Here is a 17,374-nt window from a genome sequence, read left to right as displayed (position 1 = left end):
GGCCTGTAGGAGCCGGCCTTGCCGGCGAATGCCCCGACGCGGTGTCACCTGCCCAGCGCCCTGGCCATCACGATGGTGCGCTCTTCCCCCTCCACCACCTCGCGTACCACCGCATACCCCAACCGCGCATAGAACGCCTGCGCCGTCAGCGAGGACGGTACCCGCAGCGCCTGCACCCCCGACGCACCGGCCAGCTCTTCAACATGCAGCATCAAGGCCCGACCGATGCCCAGCCCCTGCCGGTCCGGCGCCACGAACACCGTGCGCACCACGTCCCCCTCCAGGCTCGCGGTACCCACCACCTGCCCGCCCAACTGCGCCACCACCACCTGCCGGCGCGCCATCAACCCCAGCAGCGCCTCGGGGGAAAAACTCTGCTCCACCCGCGCAATCACCGCCGGCGAATAATCCTGGCTGTTGCTCGTGCGCAAGGCCTGGACAATCACCCGGCTGATCGCCGGCGCATCCGTTTCCAGTGCTTGGCGCACCTGACATGTTTCGCTCATCACCGCCCCACTCCAGCCACCCTGCATTTGAGAATGAATGCTATTATCGCCTTCCTTTTTTCGACACCCGAGCCCTGTCTTGTCCGCGCCCACCCGCTACCTGCTGAGCGACTTCCATGCCCTGGGCCAGCGCTACGACGTGCACTATAGCCTGCCCGAAGGCGACGGCGGCGAGGACGATCCGTGCCTGATGCAGGGCCATATCAGCGAACATCGCCTGGCCCCCGGCTTCAGCCTGGTGAACTCCGACGTGCAGGCCTTCCACACCTACCGCGCCGATTCGCTGGACATGCCCGACCTGACCCTCGCGCTGGTACTTCAGGGTCAGGCCTCGATCACCTACACCCGCACCCAGCCCCTGCAACCAGGCGCCTGCATCACCGCGCTGTGCGGCGATGGCCGGCCGATGTCGGCACTGCACCGCGGTGGCGCGCACCTGCGCGGGCTCAACCTGTCGCTGCGCCGCCCGCAGGATGTGGGCGAAGAGGCCTTGGCCGAGCTGATCGAGGCCCGCCTGCGCGGCCACGGCTCGGCCCTGAGTTGCTGGGCCCTGCCGGCGCACCTGCTGGCGGGCATCGAAGACATGTTGTCCGGTCGCTGGCAAGGCACCCTGCAGCACCTGTTGTGCCAGGGCCTGAGCCTGCAACTGCTCAGCCACGGCCTGGCCAGTTTCGACAGCCTGCCGGCCCCTTCGCCGGGCCTGTGCCCACGCGACCGGCTGATGCTCGAACGGGTGCGCGAGCACCTGCACCAACAGCCCGGCGACGAGCACGACCTCAACGAACTGGCGCGCCTGGCCTGCATGAGCAGCAGCTCACTGCGCAGCAAGTTCCGCGCGCTGTACGGCGAAACGGTGTTCGGCTACCTGCGCAACCGGCGCCTCGACCAGGCCCGCCAGTTGCTCGAACAGGGCTGGCAGATCCAGCAGGCCGCCCACCATGTCGGCTACCGCCACGCCAGCAATTTCGCCACCGCGTTTCGCCAGCGCTTTGGCCACGCCCCCCGCGAAACCGCCTGAAGTTCCCCACCCGACGCACGCTTTGGCAGCGCCCATAAGCAGTCTGGCATCTGCCAAACGTGGCCCCGCAAGCAACTGTGAATAATACGCAGACGATAACGATACTCTGCGGAGAACGATTCCCATGCAGCGCCGCCTTGCCCCCTCTACCCGACCGATCAGCAGCGTGCGTATCGCCCTGCTGGGCGGGGCCTTTGTCTCCCTGATGGCCAGTGCCGAGGAGTCCGCCGAAAAGCCGGTGCTGACACTGCAGGCCACCGACGTACAGGGCGAGGCGTACCGGCCGCAGACCACCGAAGGCAGCGCCAGCTACACCACCGGCGCGATGTCCACCGCCATCGGCTTGCCGATGTCGATCCGCGAAACCCCGCAGTCGGTCAGCGTGGTGACCCGCCAGCAGATCGAGGACGAGGGCCTGAGCAACACCGCGCAGATTCTCGACAGCGCGCCGGGCATTTCCCATGTGCGCAACGACAGCAATCGCCTGTCGTTCTCGGCACGTGGTTTCACCATCGACAACTTCCAGTTCGACGGCCTGGCCTCGCCGATCAACGGCTTCTGGAACTTCGGCGCCACCGAGATGGACTCGGCCATCTATGATCGCGTCGAGATCGTGCGCGGTTCCACCGGCCTGCTGACCGGCGCCGGCAGCCCGTCGGCGGCGGTCAACTTCGTGCGCAAGCGCCCGCTGCCCGAGTTCGCCGCCAGCGGCTCGGCGGGCATCGGGCGCTGGGACGAGCGACGGGGTGATGTGGACGTGTCGGCCCCGCTGACCGAGGACGGGCGCATCGCCGCGCGGGTGGTGGCCGCCTATTCGCAGAAGGACAGCCACGTCAGCTACCTGGACTACGGCTCGCGCACCTTGTACGGCGTGGTCAGCAGCGAACTGGGCCCGCGCACCCGGCTGACCACCAGCCTGGAGTACCAGAAGAACGAAACCGACGGCATGGGCAGCGGCTTTCCGCTGTTCTACAAGGACGGCGGGCGTACCGATTTCGGCCGATCGGCGGCCAACAACACCAAGTGGGGCTACTTCGGCACCGAGTCCACCACCGCCTTCGTCGACCTCGAGCACCAGTTGGAAAACGACTGGAAGCTGCGCGCCGCCTACAGCCGCTTCGAAGGCAACTACCGCATGCGCTACCTGTACCGCGGCGGCTACCCGGACCGCGAAACCGGGCGCGGCATGTCGGCCAGCTTCCTCAAGTACGAGGGCGAACGCACCCGTGACGACTGGCACCTGACCGCCAGCGGGCCGTTCCAGCTGCTGGGCCGCAGCCACGAACTGGCGTTCGGTGCGATGAGCATCGACGACGACCTGACCATCGACCAGTTCAGGCCGCTGGGCACGGTGCCGGATACCGGCAACTTCATGGACTGGAACAGCAACCACATTGCCGAGCCCGCCTGGTCCAACGTGCGTGCCTCGGGCGATGCCACCCACACCCGGCAGAACGGCGGCTACGCGGTAACGCGCCTGTCGCTGGCCGACCCGCTGCACCTGATACTCGGCGCACGGGTCAGCAACTGGGAAATCGACCAGGACTACTACGGCAGCCTGCGCCAGTACCGCTACCGCAACGAAGTGACGCCCTACGCGGGGCTGGTGTATGACCTGAACTCGACCTACAGCCTGTACACCAGCTACACCAGCATCTTCAACCAGCAGAACGCGCGCGGGCCGGACGGCAGCATCCTCGACCCGGTGACCGGCGACAGCTACGAGGCCGGCATCAAGGCCGGCTACCTGGACGGTCGCCTGAACGCAGCGCTGGCGGTGTACCGCACCCAGCAGGAGGGCCTGGCCGAAGCGATCCCGGGGGTGAACGTGGAGGGGCGCCCCAATGAGCAGGCGTACAAGGCCGGCACCGGGGCGCGGGTCGACGGCTTCGACCTGGAACTGGCCGGACAGCTCACCGAGCAGTGGAACCTGTCGGCCAGCTACACCCACTTCATTGCCCGCAATGCCGACGACAAGGCGATCAACACCAACCACCCGCGCACCCAGGCCAAGCTGTTCAGCACCTACCGTCTGGGCGGTGTGCTGGACAAGCTGACCGTGGGCGGTGGCGCGACGTGGCGCAGTGGCGTGTCACGCAGCGACGTGGCGATGCCGGGCGGTTTCACCGACCTGGAGCAAGGCGGCTACACGCTGGTCAGCCTGATGAGCCGTTACGCCCTCAACGACCACCTGAGTGTGAGTGCGCATGTCGACAACCTGTTCGACAAGCGTTACTACGAGCAGATCGGCTTCTACAGCCAGGGCTGGTACGGCGAGCCGCGCAACCTGCGCCTGAGCGTGCGCGCCACCTTCTGACCGCATCGCGGGTCAAGCCCGCTCCCACAAGTACTGCGCCGGCCCCAGGAACATCGCAGTACCTGTGGGAGCGGGCTTGATCCGCGATGGGCTGCAAGGCAGCCCCGCCTCAATCATCCCTCAACCCTGCGCTCGAATATCCAGGTGTCATGCACCCCATGCCACGGTGTATCGCGCACACCCTCCACCACCCGCACCACCTCGAACCCAAGCGCCCTGGCCAGCCCATGGCTGGCGCCGTTCACCGACGCCGCGGTCAGGCGCAGGGTGCCGAAATCCTGCGCCGCCAGCAGCGCGCCGATGCCTTCGCTCATCAACCCCTGCCCGCTGTACCCGACGTTGGCCCAGTACCCCAGCACATGCGCATGCTCGCCCGCAGGGTCCGGATACAGGCCGGCACAGCCAATCACCGCGGTCTGATCGGCCGTGAGAATGAAGTAACGTTTCTCGGCCGCCACCCGCGCGTGGTCCAGCAACGCCTGGCGCAGGTTGTTGCGCGTGTCCTGCAACGCCGGTGCGGCCTTGGCCCACGGCAAAAACGGCTGGTGCAGCACAAAGCTGTCGATCAACGCCTGGTTCACCCACGGCGCCAACACCGCATCCGGCATCACCACCACCGTCCTGGGCGTACTCGCCACCACCTGCAACACCATGCCTGCACTCCCCTTGCTGTTCATCCTGATCCCGAGGATTGTCACAAAAAATTTCACCGGTGCGACATTTTGTCTTTCATTGCCGCCTGAACAGGTTCAAAATAAAACTGTACCGTACAGTACTAAACATGAATCCACGCCCCCATGCCCGCGCAGCTGGGGTCGTGTCATGGACAAACAGGAATGAAAAACACAGATAACCCGGGGGCCCCTGCCCCTGCTTCAACTCGCCTTGCCTTTTATATCTTCGGTACCCTGCTCGGCCTCAGTGGCCTGGCCCTGGCAGTCGGCGGTGTGCGCCTGGCCACCCTCGGCGGCTCGTGGTACTACCTGCTGGCCGGCCTGGGCATGCTGCTGGCCGGTGTGCTCTATGCCCGGCGTAAGCCGCTGGGCGCCGGCCTGATGGCGCTGGTGTTCGGCGCCACCGTCATCTGGTCGCTGTGGGAAGTCGGCCTGCGCTTCTGGCCACTGGTGCCGCGCCTGGCGCCGTTCCTGGTGATCGGCCTGGTGGCGGCGGTGTTGCACCCGTACCTGGCCGGCGGCCGTCAGCGTGGCCTCAGCCATGCCTGCGCCGCCCTGTTCGGGCTGGCCCTGGTGGCCGGCGGCGCCTCGACCTTCGTGCCGCACGGGGTCATGCACGCCACCACCGAACCGGTGCTCGACACCCCGGCCACCACGGCCGGCACCCCACAGGACTGGCAGCACTACAGCAACGGCCCGCAGGGCACGCGCTTCACGCCGCTGGACCAGATCAACAAGGGCAACATCGACAAGCTCCAGGTGGCCTGGACCTACCGCACCGGCGAGATCGCCGAAGGCGCCTCCGAGTCGCAGAACACGCCGATCCAGATCGCCGACACGGTGTACACCTGCACCCCGTTGAGCAAGGTCATCGCGCTGGATGCCGACACCGGCAAGGAGCGCTGGACCTTCGACTCCAAGCCCGCCAACGACAAGACCTGGAACCGCTGCCGCGGCCTTGGCTACTACGAGCCGGCCAAGGTCCAGGAGCCGTTCCAGTTCGCTGACCTGGCACCCGCCCCACGCGCCACGGGTGGTGTGTGCGCCAAGCGCATCGTGCAGGTCACCATGGATGCACGGCTGATCGAGATCGACGCCGACACCGGCAAGCCGTGCGAAGACTTCGGCGACAAGGGCTCGGTCGACCTGACCCAGGGCCTGGGCCTGGTGGATGAAGGCGTGCCGTACTACGCCTACACCTCCGCGCCCACCGTTGCACGCAACCTGATCATCCTCGGCGGCTGGGTCTTCGATGGCCGCTCCACCGACGAACCGTCAGGCGTGGTGCGTGCCTTCAGCGCCGATACCGGCGAACTGGTATGGGCGTGGGACCTGGGCAACCCGGCCATCACCAAGCTGCCACCGGAGGGCGAAACCTATACCCGCAGCACGCCGAACATGTGGTCTACCCCGGCGTTCGATGACGAACTGGGCCTGGTCTACCTGCCTACCGGCAACCAGCAGCCCGATTTCTGGGGTGGCGATCGCCCGGCGCTGACCGAGAAATACTCGTCTGCCGTGGTTGCCCTGGACATGGCCACCGGCCGCGAGCGCTGGACCTTCCAGACCGTGCACCACGATATCTGGGACTACGACGTGGCTGCCCAGCCGGCGCTGTACGACGTGCCGGACGGCAAGGGCGGCAAGATCCCCGCGCTGATCCAGCTGACCAAGCGCGGGCAGATCTTCCTGCTCGACCGTCGCACCGGCAAGCCGATTGCCGACGTGGTCGAAAAACCCGTGCCCCAGGCCCATGCCGAAGGCGACTGGGTAGCCAAGACCCAACCCTACTCGGTAGGCATGCCGGCGCTGGGCGCCGAACCGCTGACCGAACAGGACATGTGGGGCGCGACCTTCTTCGACCAGCTGATGTGCCGTATTAACTTCCGCGAGCTCAACTACGAGGGTGAGTTCACCGCACCGAGCACCCGCGACACCCTGATCTACCCGGGCTACTACGGTGGCTTCAACTGGGGCGGCGCGGCCATCGACGAGCGCAACGGCTACCTGTTCCTCAACGACATCCGCATCCCGCAGGTGGTCAAGCTGGTCAAGCGTGAAAACGTCGACCTGTCGCACCTCAAGTCCGGGCACGGCGTGGGCAGTACCTACCCGATGGACGGCACGCCGTTCGTGATCGACCACAAGGCCTTCAACTCGCCACTGGGCATCCCCTGCCAGAGCCCACCATGGGGCGTATTCGCCGCCATCGACCTGAAAACCCGCAAGCAGGTCTGGGAACGTCCGGCCGGTACGGTGCAGGACGCGGTGATCAATGGCGTGCGTGCCAACCTGCCGATCCCGCTGGGCATGCCCACCCTGGGCGGCGGCGTGAGCACCGGTGCCGGGCTGGTGTTCTATGCCGGTACCCAGGACTACTACCTGCGGGCACTGGACATCGCCACGGGCGAGGAAGTGTGGAAGGGTCGCCTGCCGGTCGGCGGCCAGGCCACACCGATGAGCTACGTGTCGCCGCGCTCGGGCCGTCAGTACGTGGTGGTGGTGGCCGGCGGTGCGCGCCAGTCTCCAGATCGCGGGGATTACGTGATAGCGTACGCGCTCCCTGACAAAGAGTAGCGCCCATGACCCCGTTGCACCGTGCCCCGACTTCCCCTACGAGCCGAAGTGTGGAGCGCAGGCGCAACCTGCTGGTGACCGCCAGCGAGCTGTTTCTGGAGCACGGCTACGATGGCGTCAGCATGGACGCCATCGTCGCCGCGGCAGGCGGTTCCAAAGCCACCATCTACCGCTACTTCGGCAGCAAGAACGAGCTGCTGGTGGCGGTGGTGGAGTACCTGTGCGACGACTTCATCATCGACCTGCGCCAGCTGGACACCAGCACCGTGGGGCTGGCCGAGGGGCTGCGGCTGATCCTCGACCAGTTGGTGGCAGTGGTCACCAGCCCGCGGCACGTGGCGTTCTACCGCCTGGTGGTCAATGGCACGGCGCATGTGCCCGAAGTGGGCCAGACCTGGTACGAGCATGGCCCGCAGGTGTGGCATTCGCTGATTCTGCGCTTGCTCGAGGGCCAGCGCGGGCAAGGGGCAGTGGCCGCGGATGCATCGCTGTCGGAACTGCCGCACGTGCTGTTCGATGCGCTGTTCTCGCACCTCACCACACGCACCGTGATGCTCGGGCAGCACTGCACGGCCGAAGCGTTCCGGCCGATGATCGATGAGCTGACCGGGTTGGTGCTCAGGCGTTTGCAGCAGGGCTGATCGTTTTGGCCCATTCGCCGGCAAGGCCGGCTCCTACAGGTCGTGCACCGTCTGTAGGAGCCGGCCTTGCCGGCGAAGCTTCAACTCACCACGCGGTAGCACGGCTCATACGCCGCCCCACCCGGCAGCTTCATCCGATGCTGCTCCACGAACGCCTGCAACAGCTTGTCCAGTGGCTGCATGATCGCGGTATCGCCATGGATCTCGTACGGCCCATGCTCCTCGATCAGGCGAATGCCCTTGTCCTTCACGTTGCCCGCCACGATCCCGGAGAACGCCCGGCGCAGGTTCGCCGCCAGCTCGTGTGCCGGCAAGTCGCGGCTCAGCTGCAGGCTGGCCATGTTGGCGTGGGTCGGGTCGAACGGGCGCTGGAAGCCCTCTTCGATCTTCAGCATCCAGTTGAAGTGGAACGCATCGTTGCGCTCGCGGCGGAACTGCTTGACCTGCCTGAGCCCCTCGGTCATCTGCCGCGCCACCTGGGCCGGGTCGTCGATGATGATCTCGTACAGCGCATGGGCCGCCTCGCCCAGGGTGGCGCCGACAAAATCATGCAACTGCTGCAGGTACGCCTCGGCGCTGCGCGGGCCGGTGAGGATCACCGGGAACGGCAGGTCGCGGTTTTCCGGGTGCATCAGGATGCCCAGCAGGTACAGGAACTCCTCGGCCGTGCCTGCGCCACCGGGGAAGATGATGATGCCGTGGCCCACGCGCACGAAGGCTTCCAGGCGCTTTTCGATGTCCGGCAGAATCACCAGCTCGTTGACGATCGGGTTCGGCGCCTCGGCGGCGATGATGCCCGGCTCGGTCAGGCCCAGGTAGCGACCGATGCTCATGCGCTGCTTGGCGTGGGCGATGGTGGCGCCCTTCATCGGCCCCTTCATCACGCCCGGGCCGCAGCCGGTGCAGATGTCCAGCTTGCGCAGGCCCAGCTCGTGGCCGACCTTCTTGGTGTACTGGTATTCCTCGGTGCTGATCGAGTGGCCGCCCCAGCACACCACCATCTTCGGCTCCACGCCCGGGCGCAGGGTGCGCGCGTTGCGCAGCAGCTGGAAGACGTAGTCGGTGATGCCCTGGGAGCTTTCCAGGTCGATGCCCATGCGGTCCAGTTCGCTTTCGGTGTAGACGATGTCGCGCAGGGCGCTGAACAGCATTTCGCGGGTGCTGGCGATCATTTCGCCATCGACGAAGGCGTCGGCCGGCGCGTTCAGCAGCTCAAGGCGCACGCCGCGGTCCTGCTGGTGGATACGGACTTCGAAGTCCTTGTAGGCGTCGAGAATGGTCTTGGCGTTGTCGACGTGGGCGCCGGTATTGAGGATGGCCAGGGCGCACTGGCGGAACAGGGTGTAGATGCTGCCGGAACCGGCTTCGCTCAGTTGCTGCACTTCACGTTGGGAGAGTGTCTCCAGGCTGCCTTTGGGGCTGACAGATGCGTTGATTACGTGTCTTGGGGTCATTCTGGATTCCATATGTACGACGCCAGCGAACGGCTGTGGCATCGGGGTATTAACGCCTGACGCAATGCTGCATACAGGTTTTATCAGGTGGCCGGTCGCAATGGCAAACGGTCTGCCTGAAAGAGTAGGCGCGATCCCCCGGCGATGCCTCAGATTCCGTGCGCCGCCCAGCACTGTGCCACCTGCTCGGGCCGCTGCGCCTCGACCCCGCGCAGATCCCTCGGGTAGGTGACCCCCGTCTGCTCCTCGAAGCGCGTGGCCACGAACTGCCCGTTGCTGGCGCGCAGCACCTGCCCCGTCACCTGGCATGCGTCCGACACCAGGTACACCACCCCCGGCACCACCCACTCGGGCTTGAGGTCATCCGGCTCGCCCTCCTCGCCCCACATGCGCGTGCGCGCCACCGGCGAAACCGCGTTGACCAGAATGCCGTGTGCGGCGCCCTCTTCGCTCAAGGCATTCATGATGCCCAGCTGCGCCATCTTGCCGGCGGCATAGGCCGCCAGCCCGGTCTGCGCGTAGCACGCATACATGGCCCGGTCGGAGCTCGTCAGTACCACCCGCGGCGCGGCGCTGGCCTTCAGGTGCGGCCAGGCGTGCTTGCACAGCCACAAGGGCGCCTGCACGTTGATCGCCAGGGCGCGCTCGACAAAGCCTGCATCCACCTGCTCGATCGGCTGGTACCCCACCCAGCCGGCGTTGTGGATCACCCCGTCGAGGCCGCCGAACTGCTCCACAGTGCGTGCCACCAGCGCCTCACAGGCCGATTCATCGGCCAGCTCGGCGCAGCGCCCGAGTACCTGGTGCCCCGCCGCCCGCAGGGCCTGGGCCGCCTGTTCGACCGGGCCGGGGTCGGTGCCACAGCCGGCGCGGTCGGCGCCGCGGTCGGTAATGACCACCCGCGCGCCGCGTTCGGCCAGGGCCCTGGCGTAGGCAAGCCCCAGGCCGCGGGCGGCGCCGGTGACGAGAAAGGTGCGATGGGTGAAGTTCATGGGCGCTCTCCTGTAAAGTCGTCGAGCCTATCGAGCGCGCCGCGCAAAGTTGAATACTATCGAAGGCCGGTTCCGATACCCGTCAGATATCGCACCGCGCCAGGGACGCCGCCATGATCGAGACCCGCCTGTTACGCCAGTTCATCGTCGTTGCCGAAGAACTGCACATCCACCGCGCCGCCGAACGCCTGCACATGGCCCAGCCACCGCTGAGCCAGGCGATTGCGCGGCTGGAACAGAAGCTCGGTTGCACGCTGCTGGTCCGTCACTCGCGCGGGGTGTGCCTGACCGGCGCCGGCCAGGCCTTCGTCGAGACCGCGCGCGCCACCCTGAGCCTGCTGGACCAGGGCGCCGAACACGCCCGCGAGGTGGCCGACGGGGTCAGCGGGCACCTGCGCATCGGCAGCCTGGCACTGGCCGGCTACCCGCCGCTGCTCGAGGCCCTGCGCCGGTTTCGCGCGCAGTGGCCCAAGGTGCGCCTGAGCCTGCAGCAGCAACCCTCGGCGCAACTGGCCGAGGGCGTGCTGGGTGGTGAACTGGACGTGGCCTTCATGCGCCAGTTGCCGGGGCTGAGCGAGCGCCTGCACAGCCGGCTGATCCTCGACGAGCCGCTGCTGCTGGCGGTGCCTGCCGGGCACCGACTGGCCCACGGTGGCCCGGTGCACCTGGGCGAGGCCGCAGACGAAGATTTCGTGTTCACCCCGCCGGCCCTGGGCAGCGGCTTTCACCAGCAGATGCTGAGCCTGTGCGAACGCGCCGGCTTCACCCCGCGCATCAGCCAGCAGGCGGCGCAGATGCAGACACTGGTCAGCCTGGTGGGCTGCGGGTTCGGCGTGGCCCTGGTGCCGCAGGCGGCGGCGCGGGCCAACCGCCAGGACGGCGTGCACTTCTGTGCCCTGCACGACACCCCGCCGCTGGGCCTGTACATGGTGTGCCCGGGGGTGCAGAGCACCCCGCAGGCACGCCACTTCATGGACCTGTTCGCACCGGCTACAGGGCAATCCCCAGTGCCTGGCGCAACTGCGCGGCACGCGGCTCTGCTGCCGGGCTGACCAGCGCGTAGTTGTAGGCGCCCTGCGACCAGTAGCGGGCCTGCAACTCGCCGTCCACCCGCTCGCCACTGGGCATGCGCGCATAGTGCTCGCCGGGCGAGCGCAGGAACAGGCTGACCCGCTCGCCGCTGGCATCCTGAAACAGCAGCAGCGCCGCCGGCCCCTGCTCGTTGCTGAGCAACCGCGCGCCCACCGGCGTGAAGCCATAGGCCGAGAGGTCCGGCAACTGCCCTGCCTGGGCAAAGTGCTCGCCCAGCCAGGCCTGCAATTGCCCCGGCCGCTGCACGTTCAGGTCCAATGTGCCCGACTGGGCAAACAGGCGGTGCGCCTGCACGGCATCGGCCATCGGTGCAAGGCCCGCCTGCAGGCTCGACTCGCGCGCCTGCCAGCCGCCCAGGCCACCGATGCCCAGTGCCACCAGCAGCATCGCCGCGCTGGCCCATTGGCGGCGATGGCGCTGGCGCACGGCGCGGCGCACGGCTGCCGGGTCGAGCCGCGGGTTCGCGGGCTGCTCGGCCAGCCCGGCCAGGGCGGTGCGCAGCAGGCGTGCATCGGCGCGCCAGCCCTCGACCCGCGCCGCCTGCTCGGGGTGGGCTGCCAGGTACAGTTCCACCTCGCGGCGGCGCGCCGTCTCGAGGCGTTCGTCGACATAGGCGTGCAACTCGTCTTCGGACGGGATCAGCCGGCTCATTTCAACCTCCGCAATGCCGGGGGCGGCGTATTGCCCTCGGCCAGTTCTCGCATTGCCGCACGCGCCCGCGACAGGCGCGACATCACCGTGCCGATGGGCACGTCCAGGGCCTGGGCGGCCTCCTTGTAGCTCAGGCCCTCGACACTCACCAGCAGCAACAGCGCCCGTTGCTCGGTGGGCAGGCGCGCGAATGCGGCCAGGCCCGACTCGGCGAGCACGATATCCTCGGTGCTGCTGCCCACCGCCTCGTCGCGCCCGAACCACGCCAGCCAGCGTGCATGCCGGCGCTCGCGGCGCTTGGCGTCGATGAACAGCCGGTACAGGATCGCGAACAGCCAGGCGCGCAGGCTGTCATCGCCACGCTGCTGGCCGCGCCGGCTCAGGGCGCGCTCCACCGTGGCCTGCACCAGGTCGTCGGCGCTGCTGGCCTCGCGGGTCAGCCACAAGGCAAAGCGGCGCAGGCGCTGGAGCATGTCGCGCAACTGGTCGTCATCAAGATCGTTCATGGTCGGGGTTCTGGGCGGCTGGCAGTCAGTGTACGAGGCAGACGCTCGCCGCCGAAATTTATTCCCGCCGGCGTGGAATAAAACCTGGTGCGGTGCGTCGTACCGGCTCATTCACTGACCGGATCGCCGCCATGAGCACTCCGTTAAACGGTCGCGCCCGCACCCTGCGCCTGGCCGTCATCGGCCTGGGTATCGCCGCCCTGGGCGCAAGCTTTGCCTACGCTGCCGGCTGGATCGGCCCGCAGCGCCTGACCCCGCAACGTATCATCGACACCTTCGAGGCCCAGGCCGGGCACTACCCCGGCTATCGAAAGAACCACGCCAAGGGCCTGTGCGTGAGCGGCTATTTCGACAGCAGCGGCCAGGCTGCCAGTTGGTCGCGGGCCCGGGTGTTCAGCCAATCCAGAGTGCCGGTGATCGGACGTTTCGCCATCGGCGGCGCCAACCCGTTCAGCGCCGACGCCAGTGTCGCCACCCGCAGCCTCGCGCTGCAGTTCAGCAGCGACGACGGTCAGCGCTGGCGTACCGGCATGAACACCCCGCCAGTGCTGGCCGTCAGCGATGCCGCAGGGTTCTACGAACAGGTGCTGGCCTCGACGCCCGACCCGGCCACCGGCAAGCCGGACCCGGCGGCCCTGCAGGCGTTTTTCGCCAGGCATCCCGAAAGCGCCGCCTTCCGCCAGTGGGCCAGGGACTACAAGCCTTCTGACAGCTTTGCCAGCTCGGCCTTCAACAGCATCAACGCGTTTCGCCTGGTGGATGCGGCGGGCAAGGTGCAGTACGTGCGCTGGAGCCTGCAGCCGCACAGCGACTTCGCCCCGTTGCCAGCCCAGGTCGACGACAGGAACTTCCTTCAGCACGACCTGCAGCAACGCCTGGCCAAGGGCCCGCTGCGCTGGACCCTGCGCCTGACCCTGGCCGGCGCCGACGACCCGGTGGACGACCCCGCGCGCCCCTGGCCCGTCACCCGCCAGCAGGTCGATGCCGGCACCCTGGTGATCGATCACGTCGATGCGCCCGAGCAGGGCGAATGCCGTGACCTGAACTTCGACCCGCTGATACTGCCCGACGGCATCCAGGCCTCGGCCGACCCGATCCTGGCCGCCCGCTCGGCCGCCTATGCCGAATCCTTCAACCGGCGCAGCCGCGAAACCGCCCTGGGGGCCCACCCATGAACCTGCACCCGTCCACCCGCTTCCACCCGTTGGCGCGCCTGCTGCACTGGCTGATGGCCGTGTTGATCCTGACGATGCTGTTTGTCGGCGTGAGCATGGTCGCCGACCTCTCGCCCCGCCACCCCTGGCTGGTCAGCCTGCACAAGGCCATCGGCCTGGCCCTGCTGGTGCTGGTGGTGCTGCGCATCGCCACACGCCTGCGTTACGCCACCCCGCCCCTGCCCAGCGACCTGCCACGCCTGCAGCAGTGGGCCGCCAAGGCTTCGCACCTGCTGCTGTACGGGTTGATGCTGGGCATGCCGCTGATCGGCTGGGGCATGCAATCGGCCGGTGGCTACCCGCTGCCGTGGCAACTGCCGGCCATCGCGCCCCACGACCTGCGCCTGTACGCCCTGCTGCGCGCCCTGCACGGCTGGCTGGCGTACCTGCTGTTTGCCACCGTGCTGGTGCATATCGCCGCCGCACTGGTGCACGGTTTTGTCCGCCGCGATGGCGTGTTGCGCAGCATGTGGCCGGGGCGCTGAGCGCGCCGGCGCAGCAACAGGCAACCTACCTGGCAACGGGCATAACGTTAACACGTTAACTTTTTTCGCTCGCAAGCCTGCAAAGGCTTTCGGGGCAAAAAGATAATATGTTAATTATATGCCCGCACCGCAGCAGCGGCTGCCGCCAGAACAACAACAAAAGGTAGATTGCATGTCGTTTTCCCGCCGTCCCCTGACGGCCAGCGCCGGCCTGTGCGCCGCGCTTGCGCCGTTACTTGTGCAGGCCGATTTCATCCAGGACAGCAAGGCCAGCCTGGAGGCCCGCAACTTCTATTTCAGCCGCGACTTTCGCCAGCACGCCGCGCCCCAGAGCCAGGCGCGGGAGTGGGCCCAGGGCTTCATCCTGCGCATGGAATCGGGTTACACCGAAGGCACCCTGGGCGTTGGCCTGGATGCGCTGGGCGAGCTGGGCCTGAAGCTCGACTCCAGCAAGGCGCACCGGGGCACCGGCCTGCTGCCGTTCGGCGCCAGCCAGGAGCCGGCGCACGACTACAGCGAACTGGGCCTGACCGCCAAGCTGCGCCTGGGCAAGAGCGTGCTCAAGCTCGGCACCTTGCAGCCCACCTTGCCGGTTGCCTCGATCAACGACGTGCGCCTGCTGCCCTCGACCTACAACGGCAGCCTGCTGACCTCGCAGGACATCGACGGCCTGACCCTGAACGTGGGCCGCCTGGAAAAACAGAACCTGCGCGACTCCTCGAGCAACGACCAGATGAGCTATGCCGGTGTCCAGAGCAGCCACCTGGACCTGGCAGGCGGCACCTACGCACTGCGCCCCAACCTGGCGCTGAGCTACTACTACGCACAGATGCACGACCTCTACCGCCAGCACTACGCCGGGCTGGTGCATGACCTGCCGCTGGCCGAAGGCGTGAGCCTGCGCAGCGACCTGCGCTACTTCGACACCCGCGAACAAGGCAGCGCCAACCTGCGTTCCGCTGCGCGGGTGGACGGCGGGCGCATCGACAACCGCTTCTTCAACGGCATGCTGACCCTGGGCGTGGGCGCGCACAAATTCGGCCTGGGCTACCAGAACCTCTCGGGGGACGGCGACTTCGCCTACCCGGGGCTGGACCCGTACTCGGTCAACCTGGTGACGGTGAATGTCTTCACCAAGGCCGAAACCGATGCGTGGCAGGCGCGCTACGACTACAACTTCGCCGCGCTGGGGCTGTCGGGGCTGAGCTTCATGACCCGTTATGTGAATGGCAGCCATATCCAGACCGCGACGGTGAGCGGCGGCAAGGAATGGGAGCGCGACACCGACATTGCCTATGTGGTGCAGAGCGGGCCGCTGAAGAACGTGAGCGTGCGATTGCGCAATGCGACGTTCCGTTCCAGTGGCGGGTTGACCAGCGATATCGACGAGAACCGCTTGATCGTGGGGTATACGCTGGCGTTGTGGTAATCGTCGAGGGGCCGCGTGGCGGCCCTTTCGCGGGGCAAGCCCGCTCCCACAGCCAAACCGCTGCCTTGCAGGACGGTGCAGACCCCGTGGGAGCGGGCTTGACCCGCGATGCGCCCAGCGCTATTTCACCTGCCCTCTTCCTAACATTCTTGGGAATGCTTATCATCTGCATCCTTTTTCTCGGAAGTCGCCAGGATGAGCGCCCCCACCTCACCCGCCAACGCCGAAGTCGGCCAGCTCTACCAGCACCATCACCTGTGGTTGCAGCACTGGCTGCGCAGGCGCCTGAGCTGCCCGCAGCGCGCCGCCGACCTGATGCAGGACACCTTCGTGCGCATCCTCGCCTCGTCCGAGTCGCTGGAGCTGGTGCGCCTGCTGCGCGAGCCGCGCAGCTACCTGGCGACCGTGGCGCGGCGGGTGATGATCGACCACTTCCGGCGCCAGAAGCTTGAACAGGCCTACCTCGAGGCCCTGGCCGCCCAGCCGGTGTACGAGGAGATCTCGCTGGAAGAGCGCCTGCTGATTCTCGAGACCCTGCGCGAAGTCGACCGCCTGCTGGCCGGGTGCGGCGCCAAGGCGCGCCAGGCGTTCCTGATGGCCAACTGGCTGGGCATGACCTATGGCGAAATCGCCACGGCGCTGGGCGTTTCGCTCAGTTCGGTGAAGAAGTACATGTACAAGACCACCGAGCGCTGCCTGCTGCTCGCCTTCGACGAGCAGCCATGAGCAACGACCGCGAAGCGCAGCGCCAGGCGCTCAAGGAAGCCGCCCGCTGGCATGTGCAGCGCATGGCCGGCGATGCCAGCCCCGGCCTGGAACGGGCCTGGCGGGCATGGTTGGACAGTGCCCCGCAGAACGGCTGGGCCTGGGCCCGGGTCGAGCAGTTGCATGGGCAACTGGCCAGTGTGCCGGGTGGGCTGGCGTTCGATGCCTTCAAGCGTGCCGAAGCCCAGGGCCTGACCCGCCGCGGCGTGGTCAAGGGGCTGCTGCTGGCGACCGGGCTGGGGCTGGGTGGCTGGGCCAGCTACCGCAGTACTCCGGCGCAGGCGTTGCTGGCGGACGTGCACAGTGGCACGGGTGAAATTCGCAGCGTCACCCTGGCCGACGGTAGCCAGCTGGTGCTCGATACGACGTCGGCGGTGAACATTCGCTTCGACAGCCGGCAACGGCTGATTCAGCTGGTGCGCGGGCGCATCCTGCTTACCAGTGGCAAGGATGTGCAGCAGCGGCCGTTGCGGGTGCAGACCGCGCAGGGCGTGGTGCAGGCGTTGGGCACGCGCTTCAGCGTGGCGCAGCAGGCCGGGCGCAGCGAGGTCGAGGTGTTCGAGCATGCGGTGCGGGTCAGCCCCTTGCTGGGGGAGGCGCAGCGCCTGGAGAGCGGGCAGGCGTGCGGGTTCAGTGATCAGCGGGTGGATAGCCCGCAGCTGGCGTCGGCGGCCCAGGCGGCGTGGAGCCTGGGGCAACTGGTGGTGGAGAACTGGCGGCTGGGTGATCTGCTCGACGAGCTGGGGCGGTACCGGCCGGGGTTGCTGACCTATGCGCCGCAGCTGGCAGAGCAGCGTGTGTCGGGCAACTTCTCGTTGACCGACAGTGATGCAGCGCTGTCGGCGCTGGCGCGCTCGTTCGATTTGCGAATCGAGCGGCATGGTCGGTACTGGGTGCGGGTGATGTAGGCGCCGGCCTTGTCTGGCCGGCTCTTGACCTGCACAGCGCAGTGTTTGATGCAGCAAAAAAAATTCCTCATCCCGCGGTACTTTTTCTCATTCTCATCCGCCTTGTCTGAAACACCCCCTTTCGTGCATCCCTTCTGCATCCGAC

Annotated in this window: 16 protein-coding genes; 10 read left to right on the top strand and 6 right to left on the bottom strand. The window is 67.3% G+C overall.

Annotated features, from left to right (window positions below; all coding sequences use genetic code 11):
* Nucleotides 1–44: 44 nt before the first annotated feature.
* Entirely contained in the window at nt 45–506 is a 462-nt protein-coding gene (locus tag JZZ72_RS01485) for a GNAT family N-acetyltransferase (RefSeq protein ID WP_058541365.1), read from the bottom strand.
* A gap of 79 nt (nt 507–585) precedes the next feature.
* Between JZZ72_RS01485 and JZZ72_RS01480 the strand changes: the two genes are divergently transcribed.
* A complete protein-coding gene (locus JZZ72_RS01480; RefSeq protein ID WP_052504229.1) occupies nt 586–1,524 on the top strand; it encodes a helix-turn-helix transcriptional regulator in 939 nt (312 codons plus the stop codon).
* 124 nt (nt 1,525–1,648) lie between these two features.
* Entirely contained in the window at nt 1,649–3,841 is a 2,193-nt protein-coding gene (fauA, locus tag JZZ72_RS01475; RefSeq protein WP_058541236.1) for a TonB-dependent alcaligin siderophore receptor FauA, read from the top strand.
* Nucleotides 3,842–3,954: 113 nt separating this feature from the next.
* Here the strand turns inward: fauA and JZZ72_RS01470 are convergent, their stop codons facing one another.
* Entirely contained in the window at nt 3,955–4,518 is a 564-nt protein-coding gene (locus tag JZZ72_RS01470; RefSeq protein WP_052504230.1) for a GNAT family N-acetyltransferase, read from the bottom strand.
* A gap of 159 nt (nt 4,519–4,677) precedes the next feature.
* Between JZZ72_RS01470 and JZZ72_RS01465 the strand changes: the two genes are divergently transcribed.
* The gene (locus tag JZZ72_RS01465) at nt 4,678–7,092 is read left to right on the top strand and encodes a membrane-bound PQQ-dependent dehydrogenase, glucose/quinate/shikimate family (protein WP_210013936.1); all 2,415 of its coding nucleotides are present in this window, start codon (nt 4,678–4,680) and stop codon (nt 7,090–7,092) included.
* Between the two features lie 5 nt (nt 7,093–7,097).
* Complete coding sequence (locus JZZ72_RS27700) at nt 7,098–7,733, top strand: TetR/AcrR family transcriptional regulator (protein WP_081315165.1); 636 nt, start codon at nt 7,098–7,100, stop codon at nt 7,731–7,733.
* 80 nt (nt 7,734–7,813) lie between these two features.
* Here JZZ72_RS27700 and ppnN read toward each other — a convergent pair whose 3' ends face one another.
* Together ppnN and JZZ72_RS01450 are read right to left on the bottom strand one after the other, a co-directional pair.
* Nucleotides 7,814–9,187 (bottom strand): nucleotide 5'-monophosphate nucleosidase PpnN, encoded by a 1,374-nt coding sequence (ppnN, locus tag JZZ72_RS01455; protein ID WP_043860910.1) that lies wholly within the window; start codon nt 9,185–9,187, stop codon nt 7,814–7,816.
* 149 nt (nt 9,188–9,336) lie between these two features.
* Nucleotides 9,337–10,179, bottom strand: a complete 843-nt coding sequence (locus tag JZZ72_RS01450; protein ID WP_210013935.1) for an SDR family NAD(P)-dependent oxidoreductase — start codon at nt 10,177–10,179, stop codon at nt 9,337–9,339.
* A 113-nt stretch (nt 10,180–10,292) separates the two neighbouring features.
* Here JZZ72_RS01450 and JZZ72_RS01445 point away from each other — a divergent pair, with 113 nt between their 5' ends.
* Entirely contained in the window at nt 10,293–11,231 is a 939-nt protein-coding gene (locus tag JZZ72_RS01445) for a LysR substrate-binding domain-containing protein (RefSeq protein ID WP_210013934.1), read from the top strand.
* On the opposite strand, the gene JZZ72_RS01440 is transcribed toward JZZ72_RS01445, so the two are convergent.
* Entirely contained in the window at nt 11,170–11,922 is a 753-nt protein-coding gene (locus tag JZZ72_RS01440; RefSeq protein WP_088515176.1) for an anti-sigma factor family protein, read from the bottom strand. The two genes, JZZ72_RS01445 and JZZ72_RS01440, sit on opposite strands and share 62 nt — an antisense overlap.
* A complete protein-coding gene (locus tag JZZ72_RS01435; protein ID WP_043860914.1) occupies nt 11,919–12,428 on the bottom strand; it encodes a sigma-70 family RNA polymerase sigma factor in 510 nt (169 codons plus the stop codon). The genes JZZ72_RS01440 and JZZ72_RS01435 overlap by 4 nt, the downstream gene beginning before the upstream one ends.
* A gap of 131 nt (nt 12,429–12,559) precedes the next feature.
* Here JZZ72_RS01435 and JZZ72_RS01430 point away from each other — a divergent pair, with 131 nt between their 5' ends.
* The 5 genes from JZZ72_RS01430 to JZZ72_RS01410 all read left to right on the top strand — a co-directional run bounded on the left by JZZ72_RS01430 (nt 12,560) and on the right by JZZ72_RS01410 (nt 17,229).
* Nucleotides 12,560–13,603 (top strand): catalase family peroxidase, encoded by a 1,044-nt coding sequence (locus JZZ72_RS01430; RefSeq protein WP_054915135.1) that lies wholly within the window; start codon nt 12,560–12,562, stop codon nt 13,601–13,603.
* Nucleotides 13,600–14,127: a cytochrome b gene (locus JZZ72_RS01425; RefSeq protein ID WP_058541244.1), complete on the top strand. Its 528-nt coding sequence runs from the start codon at nt 13,600–13,602 to the stop codon at nt 14,125–14,127. The genes JZZ72_RS01430 and JZZ72_RS01425 overlap by 4 nt, the downstream gene beginning before the upstream one ends.
* Nucleotides 14,128–14,299: 172 nt before the next feature.
* Entirely contained in the window at nt 14,300–15,556 is a 1,257-nt protein-coding gene (locus tag JZZ72_RS01420) for an OprD family porin (protein WP_210013933.1), read from the top strand.
* A gap of 195 nt (nt 15,557–15,751) precedes the next feature.
* Nucleotides 15,752–16,282 (top strand): sigma-70 family RNA polymerase sigma factor, encoded by a 531-nt coding sequence (locus tag JZZ72_RS01415; RefSeq protein WP_054915138.1) that lies wholly within the window; start codon nt 15,752–15,754, stop codon nt 16,280–16,282.
* The gene (locus tag JZZ72_RS01410) at nt 16,279–17,229 is read left to right on the top strand and encodes a FecR domain-containing protein (RefSeq protein ID WP_088515181.1); all 951 of its coding nucleotides are present in this window, start codon (nt 16,279–16,281) and stop codon (nt 17,227–17,229) included. The genes JZZ72_RS01415 and JZZ72_RS01410 overlap by 4 nt, the downstream gene beginning before the upstream one ends.
* Nucleotides 17,230–17,374: the final 145 nt, after the last annotated feature.

The organism is Pseudomonas palmensis, assembly GCF_017848315.1.
Lineage (GTDB): Bacteria > Pseudomonadota > Gammaproteobacteria > Pseudomonadales > Pseudomonadaceae > Aquipseudomonas > Aquipseudomonas palmensis.
The sequence above is the reverse complement of the archived record's forward strand: the minus strand, read 5'-3'. Positions and strand labels throughout refer to the sequence as shown.

Excerpts from the sequence above, each read along its gene's own strand:
- JZZ72_RS01485 (WP_058541365.1), bottom strand. The coding sequence starts at position 506 with ATGAGCGAAACATGTCAGGTGCGCCAAGCACTGGAAACGGATGCGCCG.
- fauA (WP_058541236.1), top strand. The coding sequence starts at position 1,649 with ATGCAGCGCCGCCTTGCCCCCTCTACCCGACCGATCAGCAGCGTGCGT.
- JZZ72_RS01470 (WP_052504230.1), bottom strand. The coding sequence starts at position 4,518 with ATGAACAGCAAGGGGAGTGCAGGCATGGTGTTGCAGGTGGTGGCGAGT.
- JZZ72_RS01465 (WP_210013936.1), top strand. The coding sequence starts at position 4,678 with ATGAAAAACACAGATAACCCGGGGGCCCCTGCCCCTGCTTCAACTCGC.
- JZZ72_RS27700 (WP_081315165.1), top strand. The coding sequence starts at position 7,098 with ATGACCCCGTTGCACCGTGCCCCGACTTCCCCTACGAGCCGAAGTGTG.
- ppnN (WP_043860910.1), bottom strand. The coding sequence starts at position 9,187 with ATGACCCCAAGACACGTAATCAACGCATCTGTCAGCCCCAAAGGCAGC.
- JZZ72_RS01450 (WP_210013935.1), bottom strand. The coding sequence starts at position 10,179 with ATGAACTTCACCCATCGCACCTTTCTCGTCACCGGCGCCGCCCGCGGC.
- JZZ72_RS01445 (WP_210013934.1), top strand. The coding sequence starts at position 10,293 with ATGATCGAGACCCGCCTGTTACGCCAGTTCATCGTCGTTGCCGAAGAA.
- JZZ72_RS01440 (WP_088515176.1), bottom strand. The coding sequence starts at position 11,922 with ATGAGCCGGCTGATCCCGTCCGAAGACGAGTTGCACGCCTATGTCGAC.
- JZZ72_RS01435 (WP_043860914.1), bottom strand. The coding sequence starts at position 12,428 with ATGAACGATCTTGATGACGACCAGTTGCGCGACATGCTCCAGCGCCTG.
- JZZ72_RS01430 (WP_054915135.1), top strand. The coding sequence starts at position 12,560 with ATGAGCACTCCGTTAAACGGTCGCGCCCGCACCCTGCGCCTGGCCGTC.
- JZZ72_RS01425 (WP_058541244.1), top strand. The coding sequence starts at position 13,600 with ATGAACCTGCACCCGTCCACCCGCTTCCACCCGTTGGCGCGCCTGCTG.
- JZZ72_RS01420 (WP_210013933.1), top strand. The coding sequence starts at position 14,300 with ATGTCGTTTTCCCGCCGTCCCCTGACGGCCAGCGCCGGCCTGTGCGCC.
- JZZ72_RS01415 (WP_054915138.1), top strand. The coding sequence starts at position 15,752 with ATGAGCGCCCCCACCTCACCCGCCAACGCCGAAGTCGGCCAGCTCTAC.
- JZZ72_RS01410 (WP_088515181.1), top strand. The coding sequence starts at position 16,279 with ATGAGCAACGACCGCGAAGCGCAGCGCCAGGCGCTCAAGGAAGCCGCC.